Source organism: Acidovorax sp. CCYZU-2555 (genome assembly GCF_018413525.1).
Taxonomy (GTDB): Bacteria; Pseudomonadota; Gammaproteobacteria; order Burkholderiales; family Burkholderiaceae_C; genus Comamonas.
Genome location: NZ_JAHCDD010000038.1, coordinates 34,400 through 52,726 on the forward strand (window position 1 = coordinate 34,400; position 18,327 = coordinate 52,726).

Consider the following 18,327-nt stretch of genomic DNA (forward strand, 5'->3'; position numbering starts at 1 on the left):
TCATTCCTCCACGATGTCGGTTGCCATGCGCCAGCGCGCGAACTCGGGCGCGAACTCCGCCAGCGCCAGCAGGCCGGTGCAGGCCTGCGCACCAACAGGCAGCTGCTCGCCGCGCGCCAGCCGCCGCGCCAGCAGGATGGCCGCCATGCAGGGAATTTCGGGACCATGGTCATGGTCCGCCGCGATATGCCATGCGCGCCGCGCGGGCTGGCCCCGGGCGTCCAGGCCCGCGACGCGCACCACCATGCCGCCCAGCGCGCTGCCCAGCGGATCGAAAGCCCGGCCCAGCGAATGCAGCAGCGGCGCGAGTTTGCGCGGCGCCGCCAGCAGCCTTTTTTGTCGCAGGAACGACAGCGCCGCGAACGCCTGCTGCGCCAGCCCCACTTCGAGCGCCGCGCGGAACATCACCGTTTCCACGCCGGGATAGCGCGCGGGAAACAGCTCCAGATCGGGGATGTCGCACAGCGCGCCGCGGCGCGGCTTCAGGCGCGCGAAACGCACGGGCGTGGGACTGGCCCAGCCCGGGCGCTGCACCCATTGGCCGTTCTCCAGTATCCGTATCGGTTCGCCGCAGTACGCGAGCACGCCGGCCAGCGTGGCCTTGCCGCGCGGCGCGCTCTGCGCCGGGGCGATGCAGGTGTCTATGCTGTGCAGGCACTGCCAGCCCGCCGCGAGGTGGTCGACCACGGCGGCAGAAAGTGCCGGCACCGTGCTCGCGCCCGAAATGGCGCTGCGCCCCGCGCGGCGAAACGCCGCATCGACCTGGGCCGCGAAGTCGCAGACGAAGCGCCGGCCGTCGGCCAGATCGATGTAATGCGCGCCGGCCTGGGCGATCTGCAGCGGCACCCGGTAATCCTGCCCCTGGAAAGGGCCGGCCGTGTGGATCACCAGCCCGGGTGCGAGTTCGTTCAGGCGGCCGAGAAAATCGCTCGCATCGACGTCGATGCAGACACCGCGCGCCGTGGCGCCCAATGAACTCGCAAGCGCCTGGGCAGGCGCCAGGCTGCGGCCACCAACCAGAATTTCCAACCTCGGGTCCGAAGCCAATGCCTTGCCGATGCGCGCGCCAAAATTGCCGTAACCACCCAGGATCAGAATTTTCATGATCCTGAATTGTAAGTAAACCGCACGCAGCGCCCCGAGCGAGGTGCAGCGCTCAGGGGCTGCACCTCAGCTCGGCACCAGGAAATCCCGGCTGATGTCCGCGCCCAGCGCATTGACGCGTTCGAGAAACTGCGTGAGATAGGCGTGCAGCCCTGTGGCCAGGATTTCGTCTATGCGCGCATAGCGCAGGTCTGCCAACAGCCGGCCGGCCTTGCGCTGGGTTTCGCCCGATTGCTCGTTCGCCACCAGCGCCAGGTTGTCGACCACTTCCTGCATGCTCGCCAGCAACGAACGCGGCATGTCGGCGCGCAGCATCAGCAGTTCGGCCACGCGCTCGGGCGTGATCACGTCGCGGTAGACCTTGCGGTAGACCTCGAAGGCCGAGACGCTGCGCAGCAGCGCGCTCCAGTGGTAGAAGTCGAACTGCACCACGCCCTTGCCGCGCACGCTGCCGTGGTAGTCGCGCTCGATCGCGTGGAATTTCACATCGAGCAGGCGCGCGGTGTTGTCGGCGCGTTCGAGAAAAGTGCCCAGGCGCAGGAAGCGGTAGGCCTCGTCCTTGAGCATGGTGCCTTGCGTGACGCCGCGCGACAGGTGCGAGCGGTCCTTGACCCACTCGAAGAACTGCGCGGGATCGCGCTCGAAAGCGCCATCGTCGAGCTGCTTGCCGACTTCGAGCCAGGTCTGGTTGTGCGTTTCCCAGACTTCGGTGGTCAGCGCGCCGCGCACCGCGCGCGCGTTCTCGCGCGCCGAACGCAGGCACGACACGATGGAAGCGCTGTTGCTCTCGTCATGCACCAGGAAATGCAGCACCTTGTCGCGCGTCACTTCGGCGTGCGACTCCTGGTACGCAGGCACCAGCTCGCTGATCGACAGCACGCCCTGCCAGGCCTTGCGCGCCTGGCCCTGGGCCTGGGGCAGCATCGAGGTGTCGTAGGCCACGCTCAGCAGGCGCGCGGTGTTTTCTGCGCGCTCGACATAGCGCGACATCCAGAACAAATGGTCGGCGGTACGGCTCAGCATGCAACACTCCCTTCAAGGCCGGCGTCATCCGCGCCTTCGAGCACCCAGGTATCCTTGGTCCCGCCCCCCTGTGATGAATTGACCACCAGCGAGCCTTCCTTCAAGGCCACGCGCGTCAATCCGCCCGCGACCATCTTCACGGTCTTGCCGCTGAGCACGAACGGCCGCAGATCGATGTGGCGCGGCGCGATGCCGCTTTCGACATAGGTCGGGCAGCTCGACAGGCTCAGCGTGGGCTGGGCGATGTAGCCCGCGGGGTTGGCGAGCAGCGCGCGGCGGAAATCCTCGATCTCGGCGCGCGTCGCGGCCGGGCCGATCAGCATGCCGTAGCCGCCCGCGCCATGCACTTCCTTCACCACCAGCTCGTGCAGATGGTCGAGCACATAGCGCAGATCGTCGGGCTTGCGGCACATCCAGGTCGGCACGTTGGACAGCAGCGGTTGCTCGCCGAGGTAAAAGCGAATCATGTCGGGCACATAGGGGTAGACCGACTTGTCGTCGGCCACGCCCGTGCCGACCGCATTGCAGATCGCCACATTGCCCGCGCGGTAGGCGCGCATCAGGCCAGGGCAGCCCAGCGTGGAGCTTTCGCGGAACACTTCCGGATCGAGAAAGTCGTCGTCGAGGCGCCGATAGATCACATCGACGCGGCGCCGGCCGCGCGTGGTGCGCATGAACACCGTGTCGTGCTCGACCACCAGATCCTGGCCTTCGACCAGCTCCACGCCCATTTGCTGGGCCAGGAACGCGTGTTCGAAATAGGCGCTGTTGTGCATGCCCGGCGTGAGCACCACCACCGTGGGTTCGGGCGCGCCCGCGGGCGCGACGGCGCGCAGCGTGTCGAGCAGCAGGTCGGGGTAATGCGCGACCGGCGCCACCGAATGCTGGGCAAACAGTTCGGGGAACAGCCGCATCATCATGCGGCGGTTTTCGAGCATGTACGACACGCCCGAAGGCACGCGCAAATTGTCCTCGAGCACAAAATATTCGCCCACACCATCGGCATTCGCGGCGCGCACGATGTCGATGCCCGCAATCTGCGCATAGATGTCGCCGGGCACCTTGACGCCCACCATTTCCGGGCGGTACTGGGCGTTTTGCAGCACCAGATCGGAAGGCACGATGCCCGCGCGCAGGATCTCCTGGCCGTGGTAGACGTCGTGAATGAAGCGATTGAGCGCGGTCGCGCGCTGCACCAGGCCGCGCTGCATGTGCGACCACTCCTGCGCGGGAATGATGCGCGGTATCAGATCGAACGGAATCAGCCGCTCCCGGCCGGCCCCGCCCTCATCCTTTGCGCCGTAGACGGCGAAAGTGATACCGACCCGGCGGAAAATCATTTCCGCCTCGGCGCGCCGCGCCTCCATGGCCGCACCCGGCTGGCGTGAAAGCCATTGCCGGTAATCTTTGTAATGCGGTCGAACATCACTGCCCTCAAAGGGCGTGGTTGCATACATTTCGTCGAATCTTTGCATCAGCGGAGCCTCCTGGAGCCCAACAAGCAAGCTTAGTGCCTGATACGGCTGTGCGCTTGCCTGACGCTTCAGTGTACCCAGCGCGCAAGAGGATTGTTACGCTCGTTGCACTTCAATTGACGGAGACACTACCTGACTGCCAATAACGCGGCTTTGACCTACGTTCGCAGGCCAGCTGCAGCGGCTGCGCCGACGACCACAGGGCGGCGCCGCAGCGTGCGCTGGTCACCACATTCACGCCCTGCGCACGGTAGCGCTGCATCACGGGCGCGGCCGGGTGGCCGTAGCGGTTGCGGTAACCGGCCTGCACCACCGCATGGCGCGGCGCGACGGCCGCAATCCATTCGGCGCTCGACGAGGTCTTGCTGCCATGGTGCGGCACCAGCAGCCAGTCGGCGCGCAGGGGCGCGCGCCCGGCGAGCAACTCGGCTTCCTGCGCGCGTTCGATATCGCCCGCGAGCAGCGCAGTGGCGCCATTGGCGCCGACGATGCGCAGCACGCAGCTGAGCGTATTGGGAGCGGTCGCGGCGGCGCTCGCAGACGCGCCCGGCAAGGGATGGAGCACTTCGAAAGCCACGCCGTCCCAGGCCCAGCGCTGGCCCGCGACGCAGGCCGTGACCGAACGCTGCACGGACTGCGGCCACTGCGGATCCAGCGCTCCGCGCAACGCGGTCTGCGGCTGGGCGCGCAGCACGGCCGCGGCGCCGCCGATATGGTCGTTGTCGCCATGGCTCAGCATCAGCACGTCGAGGCGCTCGCCCAGCGCGCGCAGCAGCGGCACCAGCACGCGCTGGCCCGCGTCGCTTTGCGGGCCGTAGCGCGGGCCGGTGTCGTACAGCAGGCTGTGCGACTGCGTGCGCACCAGCACGGCATTGCCCTGGCCGACATCGGCCGCGAGCAGCGTGAAGCTGCCGGATGCGGGGCGCGCGGGCTGCCACCACAGCGCGGGCAGCAGCAGCGGCAGGCCCATGAGCCGCAACGGCCAAGGCAGGCGCAGCACCAGCCAGATGCCGCCCGCGACCGCCGCAAGCCCGGCCCAGGCCGGCGCCGCGGGCAGGAACAGCTGGGCCGCGGGCGCCTGCGCAAGCCAGGCCAGACCCGCCATTAAAGGCAGCACGCTGGCCGCGGCCAGCTGCCACAGCGAGGGCCAGACCATGCCCAGCAAGGCCAGCGGCGTGGCCACCAGCGTGACCCAGGGAATCGCCAGCAGATTGGCCACAACGCCGACCAGCGAGACCTGGCCGAACAGCAGCACGCTCAGCGGCGTGAGCGCCAGCGTGACCACCGCCTGGGTGCGCAGCAGCGCGAGCGCGCGGGCGCGCAGGCCCTGCGCCGCGCCTTCGTCACGCGCCGACGCAGCAAACAATACGCCGACAGCGACAAAGCTCAGCCAGAAGCCCGCCTGCCACAGCGCCCAGGGGTCGGCCAGCACCACCGCCGCGAGCGCCAGCAGCCAGACCTGGTGCCAGGGCCAGCGCGCGCCCGCCAGGCGCAGGCCCGCGACCACGGCCAGCATCGCCACCGTGCGCTGCGCGGGCAGGCCCCAGCCGCTGAGCAGCGCATAGGCCAGCGCCAGCAAAACGCCGCCGACCAGCGCGACCGTGGGCGCGGGCAGCCACAGACAGCAGCGCGCCGATCGCCGCCAGGCCCAGCCCAGCAGCGCCGCCGCGATCCAGGCAAACAGCGTGATGTGCAGGCCCGAAATGCTCATCAGATGGGCCACGCCGGTCGCGCGAAACAGCTCCCAGTCGCGGTGATCGATCGCGCCCTGGTCGCCGACCACCAGCGCCGCGACCACGCCGCGCGCGCGCTGCCAGGCCGGGTCGGCATCGTGCGGCGCGACGATGGCATCGCGCAGTTGCTGGCGCAGGCGCGCGACGGGGTAGCGCCCGGTCTGCGCCAGCCGCTGCGGCCGCGCCTGTGCCTTGCCCAGGCGCACATAGCCCGTGGCCTGCACGCCCTGCTCCCAGAGCCACAGCTCCTGGTCGAAACCATGGGGGTTGCGCAGGCCGTGCGGCGCCTTGAGGCGCACGGTCAGGGACCAACGCTCGCCCGGCGTGAGCGGCATGGGGCCGGCCTGCGCCCCGGCCCGTTCGCCAGCGCGCGGCCCCTGCCAGCTCAACTCGATCAGCGCAGGCGCGCGCACCGCTGCGCCCTGCCCTTTGGCCGCCACTTCGGCATGTTCGACCGCAAAGCGAAAGCGCATTCCCCAGGGCGCGGGCTCGGGCATGGCGGCGACGATTCCGGTCAGGCGCAAATCCCGGCCTTCGAGCGCGGCATCGAGCGCCTGCGACTGGTAAGCGAGCGCGCGTGCGCCGCAGCCCGCGGCCATGGCGCAGGCTGCGGCCAGCACGCACAGCAGCCAGACGACGCCGCGGTGCGCGCGCCGCTGGGCAATGCATGCCGCGCCGACCAGCGCCAGGCCCGCGAACAGCAGGGCTGCATAGTCCTGCGAACGCCACAGCGCTGGCTGCGTGACCTGCCAGGCTGCGCCAGCGACCAGGCCCAGGAGCGCCGCCTGAAAGCCAGACCAGGGCCGCAGCGGCCGGAAGACGGCTGCCGAATTCGATGAAGAGCGAAGCGCGGCGCGCATGGCGCAGATGCTAGCCAGCGCCATCCGACAATGCCAACGCCGCCCATGCGCCCAGCGTTGGCACTGCCTATGTCACACTCTCGGACGACCCCTTTTCCCTGATTTTTTGCCAAAGGAAACCGTGATGAGCGTTTACAACAAGCTGAATGAACTGCAGATCGAACTGCCCGCGCTGGCCGTGCCCGCCGCCGCCTACCTGCCCTATGTGCAGACCGGCTCGCTGGTGTTCCTCAGCGGCCATATCGCCAAGAAGGACGGCAAGGTCTGGGCCGGCCAGCTGGGCCGCGACATCAGCACCGAGGAAGGCAAGGCCGCGGCGCGCGCCGTGGCGATCGACCTGCTGGGCACGCTGCAACATGCGGCCGGCGGCGACCTCAACCGCGTGCAGCGCATCGTCAAGGTGATGAGCCTGGTCAACTCCACCGGCGAATTCACCGAACAGCACCTGGTCACCAATGGCTGCAGCGAACTGCTGGGCGAAGTCTTCGGCACCAAGGGCCAGCATGCACGCAGCGCGTTCGGCGTGGCGCAGATTCCCATGGGTGCGTGCGTGGAAATCGAGCTGATTGCAGAACTGGCTTAAAAAGCAGAACGAGAAAAAGCCCCTTGCGGGGCTTTTTTCATGAACCGGCCCGTCACCAGACCCGTGCTCATTCCACGCGCGTAATGCGCGCCGGCTTGAAGCCCAGGTCGGCCGCCTTGCCCTTGGCGCCGCGCTTGCCGCGCGCGTTGTTGAGGCTGCGGATTTCCAGCGTTTCGTCGCGTGCCTTGCCGCCGCGGCCCGTGCCTTCGAGGCGAATGCTGCGCGTGTAGGCAGCGGCGCCCGCCAGTTGGTCGCCGTCTTCGAGCGCCAGCAGCATCAGGCCGCGCGCGGCGCTGGTCATGGTCTTGAGCTCGCTGATCTCGAAGGTCAGGATGCGACCGCCGACCGAGCCCACGGCCACATGGGTCGCGGCGGGTTGAACGACGCTGCCCGAACCACCGCTCACCAGAGAAGGCGCACACAGCGTCTCGCCTTCGGCCAGATTGACGAAGGCCTTGCCGCTCTTGTTGCGCGAGACCAGGCTGTCGACGCTCGCCAGGAAGCCGTAGCCGCCCGAGCAGGCCAGCAGCAGGCAGGCCTGGGCCGGGCCCGCGAAATAGTACTGCAGCTGCGTGCCGCTTTCGAGTTCGATCAGCGTGGTCACGGGCTGGCCGTCACCGCGCCCGCCGGGCAATTGCGCGACCGGAACGGAATACACCCGGCCGTTGCTGCCGAAGGCCAGCAACTGGTCGACGGTGCGGCATTCGAACGTGCCGTAGAGCGCATCGCCGGCCTTGAAGGTGAAGCTCGCGGCTTCGTGTCCATGGCCCTGGCGCGCGCGCACCCAGCCTTTTTCCGAGACCACCACCGTGACGGGTTCGTCGGCCACCTTCACTTCGGCGACCGATTTCTTCTCTTCCTGGATCAGCGTGCGGCGCGCGTCGGCGAACTGCTTGGCGTCGGCTTCGATCTCCTTGATCATCAGCTTGCGCAGGGTGCCGGGATTGCCCAGGATGTCTTCGAGCTTGCCCTGGCTTTCGCGCAGCGCGGCGAGCTCCTGCTCGATCTTGATGGCTTCGAGCCGCGCGAGCTGGCGCAGCCGGATTTCAAGAATGTCTTCGGCCTGGCGGTCCGACAGCGCGAAGCGTTCGATCAGCGCGGCCTTGGGTTCGTCGCTCTCGCGGATGATGGCGATCACTTCGTCGATGTTGAGCAGCACGATCTGCCGCCCTTCGAGGATGTGGGCGCGGTCCAGCACCTTGGCCAGGCGGTGCTGCGAGCGGCGGGTGATGGTGCTCTGGCGGAATTCGATCCACTCCTGCAGCATCTGCAGCAGCGACTTCTGCACGGGCCGTCCGTCGAGGCCGATCATCGTCAGATTGATCGAGCTCGACGTTTCGAGGCTGGTGTGGGCCAGCAGCATGTGCGACAGATCGGACTGGCGCACCTTGCCGCTCTTGGGCTCGATGACGATGCGCACCGGCGCATCCTTGCTCGACTCGTCGCGCACGCCGTCGAGCACGGCCAGCAGGTTGGCCTTGAGCAGCTGCTGGTCCTGGGTCAGCGCCTTCTTGCCGGTCTTGATCTTGGGGTTGGACAGCTCCTCGATCTCTTCGAGCACCTTCTGCGTGGAGACGCCGGGCGGCAGTTCGGTGACCACCATCTGCCACTGGCCGCGCGCGAGTTCCTCGATCTTCCAGCGCGCGCGCACCTTGAGGCTGCCGCGGCCCGTGCGGTAGGCGTCGGCGATGTCGGACGGGCTGCTGATGATCTGGCCGCCGCCGGGATAGTCGGGGCCGGGAACGAGCAGCGCGAGGTCGGCCTGGGTCAGCTGCGGCTTCTTGATCAGCGCGACGCAGGCGTCGGCGATCTCGCGCAGGTTGTGGCTGGGAATCTCGGTCGCCAGGCCCACGGCGATGCCGCTGGCGCCGTTGAGCAGGCTGAACGGCAGGCGCGCGGGCAGCTGGCGCGGCTCCTGCGTGGAGCCGTCGTAGTTGGGCACGAAGTCGACCGTGCCCTCGTCGATCTCGTCGAGCAGCAGGCCGGTGATCTTCGACAGCCGCGCTTCGGTGTAGCGCATCGCCGCGGCGCCGTCGCCGTCGCGGCTGCCGAAGTTGCCCTGGCCGTCGACCAGCGGATAGCGCTGGGCGAAGTCCTGGGCCATGCGCACCAGCGCGTCATAGGCCGACTGGTCGCCATGCGGGTGGAAGCGGCCCAGCACATCGCCGACCACGCGCGCGCTCTTGACGGGACGCGGCGCGGTATTGCCCGAATAGCTCAGGCCCATGCGGTCCATCGCATAGAGAATGCGCCGCTGCACGGGCTTCAGGCCGTCGCAGACATCGGGCAGGGCCCGGCCCTTGACCACCGACAGCGCATATTCGAGGTAGGCGCGTTGCGCATAGGTTCCGAGGTCCAGCGCATCGCCATTGGCTTGCGCCGCCAGATCCAAAGTATCTTGATCGCTCATTGTTCTCGTTTCTCGTCAATAGACTCGCGCGCGCTGCCCGCGGGCAGCGTCATGCGTATGCGCGAAGAGCGTTCGGCCGGCGCCTGATCGGCGCCTGCGACCCAGGCCGCGGCGACGGGCGCCAGCGGCTGGAGCTGGCGGTACAGCGCCAGCACGGTCTTCACATAGTTTTGGGTTTCCTTGAACGGCGGAATCTGCTGACCCGCGCGGCGCACCGCGCCTTCACCCGCGTTGTAGGCCGCGAGGGCCAGATCGAGCCGGCCGTCGAACAGGTCCAGCAGATGGCGCAGGTAGCGCGCGCCCGCAGGCACGTTCACGGCCGGATCATGCAGTTGCTGGGCCAGCGTGCGCGTGCCAACGGCCGTGACGCCGAAGCGTTCGGCCGTCGCGGGCATCAGCTGCATCAGGCCCAGCGCGCCCTTGGCCGAGACCGCGTGCACGTCGAAGCCCGACTCGGTGGCGATCACGGCCTTGAGCAGCGCGTAGTCGACGCCGCTGCGCTCGGCCGCGCGCTTGAGGTGCGGCCGCACGCTCTTGTAGGCCGGCAGGATGTCGAAATACGACTGCACGCGCGAGCGCGCGGCCAGCGTGGTGCGCGGGTCCGCGTCCACGGCGCCAGCCTGCTGCGCGCCTATGTCACGTTCAGAATCGAAGCTCGGCCCGCGAAAGAACAGCGCATAGCGCTCGTCGAGCTTCTCTGCCGCGAAATGCGTGACGCCGCGCGCATCGACAAACGCCCACAGATCGGCATGCGCCGCGCCCGTCACCAGCGCCAGGCACAGCAGGCCTGCCGCCAGCAGGCGGTGGCCGAGACTGCGGTCCAGCGATGGAAGGCGGGCGCTGTCGGGCATGCGTTACCCGGGCCTCAGATGTCGACTTCCACGGCGTCGCCGTGCAGTTCCATCAGCTCGCGCCGCGCGGCGGCCTCGCCCTTGCCCATGAGCTTGGTGATCACGCCTTCGGAAGCCGCGAAGTCCATGTTCAGCAGCTGCACGGGCAGCAGACGACGGGTGTCGGGGTTGAGCGTGGTGTCCCAGAGCTGCTCGGCGTTCATTTCGCCCAGACCCTTGAAGCGGCTGACCTGGCATTTCTCGCGCGGCACGCCGTCCTTGGCGCACTTCTCGAAAATGGCGGCGAGTTCGCTTTCGTCGAGCGCATAGACCTTGACCGCGGGCTTCTTGCCGCGCGCGGGCACGTCGACACGGAACAGCGGCGGCAGCGCCACATGGATATGGCCGGCCTCGACGAGCTTGGGGAAGTGGCGGAAGAACAGCGTCAGCAGCAGCACCTGGATGTGCGAGCCGTCGACGTCGGCGTCCGACAGGATGCAGACCTTGCCGTAGCGCAGGCCCGACAGGTCTGGCGAATCGTTGGGGCCGTGCGGATCGACACCGATGGCCACCGAAATGTCGTGGATTTCGTTGTTGGCGAACAGCCGGTCGCGGTCGACTTCCCAGGTGTTGAGCACCTTGCCGCGCAGCGGCAGCACGGCCTGGGTTTCCTTGTCGCGGCCCATCTTCGCGCTGCCGCCGGCGGAATCGCCCTCGACCAGGAAGACTTCGTTGTGCAGCAGGTCGCGGCTTTCGCAGTCGGTCAGCTTGCCGGGCAGCACGGCCACGCCCGAGCCCTTGCGCTTCTCGACTTTCTGGCCGGCCTTCTGGCGGCTTTGCGCGGCCTTGATCGCGAGTTCGGCGAGCTTCTTGCCCCACTCGACATGCTGATTGAGCCACAGCTCGAGCGCCGGACGCACAAAGCCCGAGACCAGGCGCACGGCGTCGCGCGAGTTCAGCCGTTCCTTGATCTGGCCCTGGAACTGGGGATCGAGCACCTTGGCGTTGAGCACATAGCTGGCGCGCGCGAACACGTCGTCGGGCATCAGCTTGACGCCCTTGGGCAGCAGCGAATGCAGTTCGATGAAGCTCTTGACGGCCTGGAACAGACCGTCGCGCAGGCCGCTTTCATGCGTGCCGCCGGCCGTGGTGGGAATCAGGTTGACATAGCTTTCGCGCACCGGCGCACCGTCTTCGGTGAACGCCACGCACCAGGCCGCGCCTTCGCCTTCGGCAAAGCTGTCGTGGTTGCGGTCGGCAAAGCCTTCGCCTTCGAACAGCGGAATCGCGGGCTCGCCGTGCAGGTTCTGCTGCAGATAGTCGCGCAGTCCGCCCTTGTACTGCCAGACCTGGGGCGCGTCGCGCGTCTTCTCGTTGACCAGGGTCACGGTGACGCCGGGCATCAGCACGGCCTTGCTGCGCAGCAGGTGGACCAGCTCGCCCATGGGCAGCTGCGCGGTCTCGAAATACTTGGCGTCGGGCCAGACGCGCACCGTGGTGCCGCGCTTGCGCTCGCCGCTGGCCAGCGGCACGATCTGCAGCGGCTCGATCACGTCGCCCGCGGAAAACACCAGGCGTGCGCTGTGGCCGTCGCGAAAGCTCGTGACCTCCATGCGCGTCGACAGCGCATTGGTCACCGACACGCCGACGCCGTGCAGGCCGCCGGAGAAGCTGTAGGCGCCGCCCTGGCCCTTGTCGAACTTGCCGCCCGCATGCAGGCGCGTGAACACCAGTTCGATCACTGGCGCGTTTTCTTCGGGATGCAGGCCGTAGGGAATGCCGCGACCGTCGTCCTCCACGCTGACCGAATGGTCGGCATGCAGGATGACCTTGATTTTCTTGCCGTAACCGGCCAAGGCTTCGTCGGCCGCGTTGTCCACCACTTCCTGCAGGATATGCAGTGGGTTGTCGGTACGCGTGTACATGCCCGGCCGCTGCTTGACGGGCTCTAGGCCCTTGAGCACGCGGATAGAGCCTTCGGAGTAAGCGCTCGTGGAGGAGGATGAAGGTTTAGCTGCCATGGGCTGGGATTGTAGTGCTGCGCAATGCAAAAAGCTGTATGGGCAAACAGCATGGCCTTGCGACCTCTGTGCTGCCCCCCGCAAAGCCGCCTGTGCGGCAGCGGCGCGTGGCCAATTTGGCTACAGTCGCATCATCATGCAAAAAACATTACCAACACCACTGTCCATGATGCAGGTGCTGCTGTGCGGGGGCGCAGTCGTTACCTTGTCCATGGGGATTCGCCACGGCTTCGGCCTGTGGCTGCAGCCCATCACACAGGAAATGGGCTGGACGCGCGAGTCCTTCGCCATGGCCATCGCCATCCAGAACATTGCCTGGGGAATCATGGGGATTTTCGTCGGCATCGTCGCCGACCGCTTCGGCGCCTTCCGCGTGCTGCTGGCCGGCGCCGCGGCCTATGCGCTGGGGCTGACCGGCATGGCGCTGTCGACCACACCGACCTGGTTCGCGCTCACGGCAGGCCTGCTGATAGGCGCGGCCCAGGCCGGCACCACCTATGCAGTGGTGTTCGGCGTGCTGGGCCGGCAGATTCCGGCGGCGAAACGCTCCTGGGCGATGGGCGTGATCGCCGCCACGGGCTCGTTCGGCCAGTTCTTCATGGTGCCGGTCGAAGGCGCGCTGATTGCCCAGATCGGCTGGTCGAATGCGCTGATCGTGCTGGCCATGCTGGTGCTGATCATCGTGCCGCTGGCGTTCGGCCTGCGCGAACCCGGTTTTTCTTCGAGCACTCCGCGGCCGCAGCGCGAGCAGACCGTGCGCCAAGCCATGGCCGAAGCGTTCCGCACGCCCAGCTTCCTGCTGCTGACCGCGGGCTATTTCGTCTGCGGCTTCCAGGTGATGTTCATCGGCGTGCACATGCCCAGCTACCTCAAGGACTACGGTCTCGCGCCGCATGTGGCCAGCTATTCGCTGGCGCTGGTCGGGCTGTTCAACATCTTCGGCACTTACATCGCCGGCAATCTGGGCCAGCATTTCCCCAAGCGCTATCTGCTCGCGGGCATCTACATCGCGCGCTCGGTGGTCACGGTGGTATTCCTGCTGGTGCCGCTGTCGCCCGCGTCGGTCTATGTGTTTTCCGCGGCCATGGGCTTCCTGTGGCTGTCGACCGTGCCGCTGACGAATGCCACCGTGGCGCAGATCTTCGGCATCCAGCATCTGTCGATGCTCGGCGGCTTCGTGTTCTTCAGCCACCAGGTGGGCAGCTTCCTGGGCGTCTGGCTCGGCGGCTATCTCTATGACCGCAGCGGCAGCTATGACATCGTCTGGTATCTGTCGATCGCGCTGGGCGTGTTCGCCGCGCTGATCAACCTGCCGGTGCGCGAAGCCGCGCTGCAGCGGCCCACGCCCGCCGCGGCCTGAGCCATGACGCAGCACCCCCTCTTGCGCCAACGCCTGCTCACGGGCCTGGGCTGGGCCCTGGTCGCGCTGGTGCTGGCCGCGGTGTTCGGGCTCTATACCGACCCCGAATTCATGCTGCTGATGGCCGATCAAGTGTGGGCCTGTTTCTGATGGAAGCCCCGATGACCGCCTCGCCCTGGATACAACGCTTCAGCCACTTGGTGCCCGAAGGCGGCACCGTGCTCGACGTGGCCTGCGGCCAGGGCCGGCATGTGCACTGGTTCACCCAGCGCGGCCATTCCTGCCTGGGCATTGACCGCTGCGAGCAGGCGCTCGCGGCGCTGCCCGCGTCGGCGCAGCGGCTGTGCGCCGACATCGAGCAAGGCGCCTGGCCGCTGCCGGGCGCGCAGTTCGATGCCGTGATCGTCACGAACTACCTCTGGCGCGCGCTGCTGCCCACGCTGGTGGCGAGTGTCGCGCCCGGCGGCGTGCTGCTGTACGAAACGTTTGCCGATGGCAATGCGCGCTTTGGCAAGCCCTCGCGCCCCGACTTTCTGCTGCAGCCCGGCGAACTGCTGCGCGCCTGCGGTGACCAACTGCGCGTGGTAGCCTACGAACACGGTTTGCTCGACGACCCGGCGCGCTGCGTGCAGCGCATCGCCGCCGTGCGAAACCTGCCCGGCAGCGAAACGCTGGCCGCGATTTAGGACGCCAATGGCTGCATTTCTTTCCTCCAGAAACAGTCCCCATTCCCTTCGTACGACTGCGAGCACCCTGCAGGTTGCGCGCACTCGTTAGAATGTCTCTTTCCCGTTTTCAACTGCGGACATGACCTCTTCCACCGTCGCCCTCACTGGCAGCATTGTTGCCCTCGTCACACCCATGCACGAAGACGGGAGTGTCGACTACCCGAGCTTGCGTAAACTGATCGACTGGCATATCGCCGAAGGTACCGACTGCATCGGCGTGGTGGGCACCACCGGCGAATCCCCCACCGTCAATGTGGAAGAGCACTGCGAGATCATTCGCGTGTCCGTCGAGCAAGCCGCCAAGCGCGTGCCCATCATGGCCGGCTGCGGTGCCAACTCGACGCGCGAAGCGATCGAGCTGGCGCAGTTCGCCAAGACCGTTGGCGCAGACAGCCAGCTGCAAGTCGTGCCCTACTACAACAAGCCCACGCAAGAGGGCCAGTACCAGCACTTCAAGGCGATTGCCGAAGCCGTGGGCGACCTGCCCACGGTTCTCTACAACGTGCCGGGCCGATCGGTCGCCGACATGCAGCACGAGACCGTGCTGCGTCTGGCCCAGGTTCCCGGCATCATCGGCATCAAGGAAGCCACGGGCAACATCGAGCGCGCCCAATGGCTGATCCGCGATGTGCCCGCGGGCTTTGGCGTGTACTCGGGCGATGACCCGACCGCCGTCGCCTTGATGCTGTGCGGCGGCCACGGCAACATCAGCGTGACCGCCAACGTGGCGCCGCGCCTGATGAGCGAACTGTGCAAGGCGGCGCTGGCCGGCGACGTGCAGCGCGCGATGCAGATCCAGCGCCAGCTGATGCCGGTGCACAAGAACCTGTTCGTGGAAGCCAACCCGATTCCGGTGAAGTGGGCTGTCGCACGCCTGGGCCTGTGCGGCGCGACCATGCGCCTGCCTATGACCGACCTGAGCCCCCAATATGTGGACGCAGTCGAGAGCGCGCTGCGCTCCGCAGAGCTGATCTGAGCCTGCGTTCCCCCTTATCAGAGCACCGAGGATTTTTCGCGTGAAACCAACTACTGCACGTCTGGGCCTGCTGGGCCTTGCCATGGCGCTTTCTGCCTGCACCACTTTCAATTCGGAAAAGATCGACTACAAGAGCGCCGTCAAGGCGCCCACGCTCGAAGTTCCACCCGATCTGAGCCAGCTGACGCGCGACACGCGCTACAACGTGCCCGGCGGCGTGGTCTCGGCGAATGCGCTGCAGGCCGGCCAGAATGCACCCGCAGCCACCGGCGCACAGACCGTGGTCAACGCCGTGGGCGATGTGCGCATCGAGCGCGTGGGCAATCAGCGCTGGCTCGTGATCCAGCGCCCCGCCGACAAGCTCTGGGACCCGGTGCGTGAGTTCTGGCTCGAGAACGGCTTCGTGCTGGTGCAGGACGACGCCAAGCTCGGCATCATGGAAACCGACTGGGCCGAAAACCGCGCCAAGCTGCCGCAGGACGTGATCCGCTCGGCACTGGGCAAGGTGTTCGACTCGCTGTACTCCACCGGCGAGCGCGACAAGTTCCGCACGCGCCTGGAGCGCAAGCCCGACGGCGGCACCGAGGTGTACATCACCCACCGCGGCATGATCGAGGTCTATTCCACGCAGCAGAAAGACTCCACGGCCTGGCAGCCGCGTCCCGCTGATACGGAACTGGAAACCGAATTCCTGCGCCGCCTGATGGTCAAGCTGGGCCTGACCCAGGAGCAGTCGCAGGCCGCAGCGGCTTCGGCGCCGGCCGCATCGGCCGCGCCCAGCGCGCGCATGGACACCATCAACAACGCCCCCGTGGTGTTGCTGGAAGAAGGTTTCGACCGCGCCTGGCGCCGTGTGGGCCTGGCGCTGGACCGCACCGGCTTCACGGTCGAAGACCGCGACCGCAGCCGCGGCATCTACTATGTGCGCTACGTCTCTCCCGAAGAGCAGAAGGCCAAGGGCTTCTTCAGCCGCATCTTCAGCCAGGGCGGCGAAGCTTCGGCCCCGGTCAAGTACCAGGTCCAGGTGCGCTCGGAAGGCGAACGCTCGACGGTGTCGGTGCTGACCACGGCCGGCGCGCCCGAAACCTCGGCCAACGCCCAGCGCATCGTGCGCGTGCTGACCGACGATATGAAATAAGGCCCAAGCCTGACGGTCCCTCGTGGGCCGACCAAGAAAAAGCCACCGCATGCGGTGGCTTTTTCATTGCCCAAATGTGGCGCGGGCGAAAAAAAACCCCGGTCGCAGGACCGGGGCTTTTGTGCCAATCTGGGAGCCGGCGAACCGGACCCCAGCGGCGCATGCATTACTTGGGAGCAGCAGCGGCAGCGGCAGCGTCAGCAGCAGCCTTGGCAGCTTCTTCCGAAGCCTTGGCAGCGTCAGCCGAAGCGTCAGCAGCAGTGGCGGATGCGCCAGCAGCGGCGGCATCAGCAGCGGCAGCAGGAGCTGCTTCAACGGGAGCAGCAGGAGCGACTTCCACGGGAGCAGCAGCAGGAGCTTCCACAGCGGGAGCGGCCACGGGAGCAGCTTCTTCCTTCTTGCCGCAAGCGACGAGGGCAGCAGCAGCGATCACGGTAGCCAGAACGAGAGAGTTCTTCATGTCAGTTTTCCTAATTGAGGAGCAGTGAGAATTCGATATGCCATTAACGGCCAGCCTCTTGCAGCCATGGAACGTTGCGGCAGAGTCGCAAGATAATTACTGCGACACAGCGGGCAATTATAGGGAGATTTCGTGAATCCTGACGATTCCTGACGACACTTCTACAATTGGCCACAAACTTTTTTTCGGGTTTACCCGTTGGCCGCAGTGCAGGCCTATGTGCTTAACGCGCGAGCCCCGGTTTTCGCTGACAGGAATAGGGCCGGCACGGTAAAAAAACTGTGCCCAGCCCTGCGCGGCCTCATTCGGCGCTGCGCACCCAGCCGGCTTCATGCCAGGAAGCCAGCAGTTCCAGCGCGTCGTCGCTGGCCTTGGCCAGATCGCGCGCCGACAGCGCGCGCTCATCGGCGAGCCGGCGCATCAGCTTGGCGTCGCGGCCCGCGGCCAGATAGCTTTCGCCGTTGATGAACACATGGCGCGCGTCGTACATCATGCGCGTGCGGCGGTCGAGCACCAGGGCTTCGAGCATCACGCCCTCTTCACCCGCCTCGAACCAGACATTGGGCTTGGGGTCCGTCAGGTATTCGCCCAGCGCGCGCTCCAGCGCCAGCGGCTCGGCCAGAGCGCGTTCTAGCGCCTTGCGCGCGAAGTCGGCCATGCTGGCGGGAATTTCACCGGGATTTTCCACGGCCTCCTGCTTGGGGTCGCGGTACAGCACGGGCGCTTCGGGCTCATCGGGTTCGTCCGACATGCGCAGCAGCAGCTCGCGCGCCAGTTCTTCACGCGCAGGCGCGCGAAAACCGATCGAATACGTCATGCACTCGCCTTCGGCGACGCCGTCATGGGCGTAGCGCGGCGGCAGATACAGCATGTCGCCGGCCTCGAGCACGAACTCCTGCTCGGGTTCGAAATCGGCGAGGATCTTCAGCGGAACGCCTTCCTGCAGCGTCAAATCCTTTTGCTGGCCTATGCGCCAGCGGCGCGTGCCATGCGCCTGCAGCAGGAACACGTCGTAGCTGTCGAAGTGCGGGCCCACGCCGCCGCCGTCGGTGGCGTAGCTGATCATCAGGTCGTCGAGCCGGGCTTCGGGAACGAAACGGAACTGCTGCAGCAGCGCGTGCACGCCCTGGTCGTGCAGGTCAACGCCCTGCACCAGCAGCGACCAGGCCTTCTGGCTCAGCGCCGGCAGGTCCTTGGCACCGAACGGGCCGTGGTCCATGGTCCAGCCCTTCTTCTGCTGGCGGATCAGGCGCGACTCGACGCCGTCCTGGCCGGCGAGCGCGAACAGCGCGTCGCGCCCCACGGGCGCGACCATCGCGGGCACGGCCTGGCGCACCAGCAGCGGCTTCTTCTGCCAGTGGCGGCGCATGAACTGGGAAGCGGTCATTCCGCCGAGCAGGGCGAGGGGTTGGTCAATATCCATGGTGGTCAACGGGGTCGCGATCTAAGAAACAGGCTGCATTGTCCTATGTATGCCGCCGGGGCTGTTTGCTTGTCCTCAAAGGGATCGTGCCCAGGGCTTGAGCACAGAATGCCCTGGCTCAGCGCAATGCCCGAAACTCGCTGGGCGCCATGCCGGCATACGCCTTGAACGCGCGGCTGAAATGCGCGCTGTTGCTGAAGCCG

The 18,327-nt window shown here is 67.0% G+C and carries 16 protein-coding genes; 6 read left to right on the top strand and 10 right to left on the bottom strand.

All coding sequences use genetic code 11. The features are described from left to right. The 4 genes from KHY18_RS14555 to KHY18_RS14570 all read right to left on the bottom strand — a co-directional run bounded on the left by KHY18_RS14555 (position 1) and on the right by KHY18_RS14570 (position 6,195). Positions 1-1,104, bottom strand: a complete 1,104-nt coding sequence (locus KHY18_RS14555) for a saccharopine dehydrogenase family protein (RefSeq protein WP_213301084.1) — start codon at positions 1,102-1,104, stop codon at positions 1-3. 66 nt (positions 1,105-1,170) lie between these two features. Further along, the gene (locus tag KHY18_RS14560) at positions 1,171-2,127 is read right to left on the bottom strand and encodes an alpha-E domain-containing protein (protein ID WP_213301087.1); all 957 of its coding nucleotides are present in this window, start codon (positions 2,125-2,127) and stop codon (positions 1,171-1,173) included. Further along, positions 2,121-3,602, bottom strand: coding sequence for a circularly permuted type 2 ATP-grasp protein (locus tag KHY18_RS14565; RefSeq protein ID WP_213301089.1), 1,482 nt, complete (start codon positions 3,600-3,602; stop codon positions 2,121-2,123). The genes KHY18_RS14560 and KHY18_RS14565 overlap by 7 nt, the downstream gene beginning before the upstream one ends. A 112-nt stretch (positions 3,603-3,714) precedes the next feature. After that, the gene (locus KHY18_RS14570) at positions 3,715-6,195 is read right to left on the bottom strand and encodes a DNA internalization-related competence protein ComEC/Rec2 (RefSeq protein ID WP_213301092.1); all 2,481 of its coding nucleotides are present in this window, start codon (positions 6,193-6,195) and stop codon (positions 3,715-3,717) included. Between the two features lie 124 nt (positions 6,196-6,319). On the opposite strand from KHY18_RS14570, the gene KHY18_RS14575 reads away from it, so the two are divergent. Then, positions 6,320-6,778: a RidA family protein gene (locus KHY18_RS14575; protein ID WP_213301095.1), complete on the top strand. Its 459-nt coding sequence runs from the start codon at positions 6,320-6,322 to the stop codon at positions 6,776-6,778. Positions 6,779-6,845: 67 nt separating this feature from the next. Here the strand turns inward: KHY18_RS14575 and parC are convergent, their stop codons facing one another. The 3 genes from parC to KHY18_RS14590 are packed head-to-tail and all read right to left on the bottom strand — an operon-like array spanning position 6,846 to position 12,039. Further along, positions 6,846-9,188 carry a DNA topoisomerase IV subunit A gene (gene parC / locus KHY18_RS14580; RefSeq protein WP_213301098.1) on the bottom strand — a complete coding sequence of 781 codons (2,343 nt, stop codon included), beginning with the start codon at positions 9,186-9,188 and terminating at the stop codon, positions 6,846-6,848. Beyond that, positions 9,185-10,039, bottom strand: a complete 855-nt coding sequence (locus KHY18_RS14585; RefSeq protein WP_213301104.1) for a lytic transglycosylase domain-containing protein — start codon at positions 10,037-10,039, stop codon at positions 9,185-9,187. Before KHY18_RS14585 ends, parC begins: the two co-directional genes overlap by 4 nt. 14 nt (positions 10,040-10,053) lie before the next feature. Further along, entirely contained in the window at positions 10,054-12,039 is a 1,986-nt protein-coding gene (locus tag KHY18_RS14590) for a DNA topoisomerase IV subunit B (protein ID WP_213301107.1), read from the bottom strand. 166 nt (positions 12,040-12,205) lie between these two features. Between KHY18_RS14590 and KHY18_RS14595 the strand changes: the two genes are divergently transcribed. The 5 genes from KHY18_RS14595 (at position 12,206) to bamC (ending at position 16,241) form a co-directional block, all read left to right on the top strand. Beyond that, positions 12,206-13,399, top strand: coding sequence for an MFS transporter (locus tag KHY18_RS14595; protein WP_213301109.1), 1,194 nt, complete (start codon positions 12,206-12,208; stop codon positions 13,397-13,399). A 3-nt stretch (positions 13,400-13,402) separates the two neighbouring features. Continuing rightward, positions 13,403-13,549, top strand: a complete 147-nt coding sequence (locus tag KHY18_RS14600) for a hypothetical protein (protein WP_213301112.1) — start codon at positions 13,403-13,405, stop codon at positions 13,547-13,549. A gap of 11 nt (positions 13,550-13,560) precedes the next feature. Then, a complete protein-coding gene (locus KHY18_RS14605) occupies positions 13,561-14,085 on the top strand; it encodes a class I SAM-dependent methyltransferase (protein ID WP_213301115.1) in 525 nt (174 codons plus the stop codon). A gap of 121 nt (positions 14,086-14,206) precedes the next feature. Then, positions 14,207-15,103 (top strand): 4-hydroxy-tetrahydrodipicolinate synthase, encoded by an 897-nt coding sequence (dapA, locus tag KHY18_RS14610; RefSeq protein WP_213301118.1) that lies wholly within the window; start codon positions 14,207-14,209, stop codon positions 15,101-15,103. 40 nt (positions 15,104-15,143) lie between these two features. Next, entirely contained in the window at positions 15,144-16,241 is a 1,098-nt protein-coding gene (bamC, locus tag KHY18_RS14615) for an NlpB/DapX family lipoprotein (RefSeq protein ID WP_349630297.1), read from the top strand. Between the two features lie 166 nt (positions 16,242-16,407). On the opposite strand, the gene KHY18_RS14620 is transcribed toward bamC, so the two are convergent. The 3 genes from KHY18_RS14620 to KHY18_RS27440 all read right to left on the bottom strand — a co-directional run. After that, entirely contained in the window at positions 16,408-16,701 is a 294-nt protein-coding gene (locus tag KHY18_RS14620; RefSeq protein WP_213301120.1) for a hypothetical protein, read from the bottom strand. 301 nt (positions 16,702-17,002) lie between these two features. Then, complete coding sequence (locus KHY18_RS14625) at positions 17,003-18,124, bottom strand: cupin domain-containing protein (protein WP_213301122.1); 1,122 nt, start codon at positions 18,122-18,124, stop codon at positions 17,003-17,005. Positions 18,125-18,242: 118 nt separating this feature from the next. Continuing rightward, the coding region (locus KHY18_RS27440; protein WP_213301131.1) for an AraC family transcriptional regulator at positions 18,243-18,327 on the bottom strand (85 nt) is incomplete at its 5' end.